This window comes from Marinimicrobium locisalis (assembly GCF_039822625.1).
Lineage (GTDB): Bacteria > Pseudomonadota > Gammaproteobacteria > Pseudomonadales > Cellvibrionaceae > Marinimicrobium > Marinimicrobium locisalis.
Genome location: NZ_JBDLLG010000072.1, coordinates 1 through 1,323, shown reverse-complemented (window position 1 = coordinate 1,323; position 1,323 = coordinate 1). Strand labels below are relative to the sequence as shown.

Sequence of the window (1,323 nt, the reverse complement as noted above, 5' to 3'; positions counted from 1 at the left end):
GGTTCTTCGTAAAACTCTGTGGAGCGCTACGGCAGCATATCGAGCTTTCCACAGTGAAACAGTATGCTCGTTCTGAAGCCTTCGAAGGAGCGGTAACCCCGGGCATTTGACTTCACGGTCTGTATTTTAGAGTTGAGCCCTTCGGCCGCTGCATTGCTGATACGGTGGTCAAAGTAGTTCAACAATCTGTCCATATGCGCTTTTAGCATTCTGGCTACTTTCTTGACCGGCTCCAGTCGGCATCGAATCGCCCAGCTGTACCATTGCTCAAAATACCGCCTAGCCCAGCCTTTAGAGCGGTAATCCCAGAAAGGCCGGAAGTGCTCTTTAAGAGCCCAGGCGCGGGCGACCTTGAGGTTACTGCCTTTGAGGTGGTCGAACTGCTCTCTGTGCGCCAGGTTGACGTTTTCGTCGTTATGCAGCCAGAAGTGTTTTGTGCCTTTTAGCCGGTTGTCGCCTTCACGGGCGAGCTGCTTATTCTCAGCGCGACGAACCTGATCCACCGACTGATTGAGGTGTTGGCTGATATGGAATCGGTCATGCACAATTACCGCTTGAGGCATCTGATCTTCAACCGCGTTGGCAAAGGCTTTCCACATATCGAGAGCCACGGCGGTGACCTGTTCACGCTGTGCTGGCGTTAACGCCTGCTCCAGTAGGGCTTTGCAGGCTGCTTCCTTGCGTTCCTCAACAACATCCAGAACGCGGCCTTGCTTGAGGTCCACCAGGTTGGTGATGTATTGATGACCCGAGCGGAATTGCTTCTCATCAATACCAAGGTATTTAATCGGCGCCGTATCACGCCGGGCCAATCCTCGCTCGACGGCACGTCGCTTAATCGCTTCGACTTGATGCCAGTTCAGCTTGAGTAGCTTGCGAGCCTCTTCTATACTGCGGGAGGCCTGAAGCACTCGAATGGCAAAGGCTTCAAATAGCAGCGTAAACCGGCTGTTCTTGGCTGCCCAAGGAGCTTCAACAGTTTTTACGCCATGGTCCTTGCATTTGACTCTTGGCAGTTGGGCGTGCAAGTACGTGGCGAACTGCATGGTATCGAGGTGGCGCCACGTCCGGCGTTCACGATCATCGTGCTTGGGGCACATGATTTCGCACTCAGGACAGACGCCCGAGGTATCAGCGTACTCGACTTCAATATCAACCCGGCTGCTGGCCATATCGAGGTCTACCGAACTGATTTCCCAAGGTGAATGAATACCCAGAAGCAATGCGTAATGATCTTCGATTTCCACAGAAAAAGGCCCTCGAAATAGTCTCTACGTTTAGGCCGAAATTATACTGGATTTCCACAGGAATTTACGAAGAGCC

Annotated in this window: 1 protein-coding gene; it reads right to left on the bottom strand. The window is 52.7% G+C overall.

What is annotated here, in order from left to right:
• Positions 1–26: 26 nt before the first annotated feature.
• Positions 27–1,247 carry an ISL3 family transposase gene (locus tag AAE514_RS18435; protein WP_347333030.1) on the bottom strand — a complete coding sequence of 407 codons (1,221 nt, stop codon included), beginning with the start codon at positions 1,245–1,247 and terminating at the stop codon, positions 27–29.
• Between the last annotated feature and the right edge of the window lie 76 nt (positions 1,248–1,323).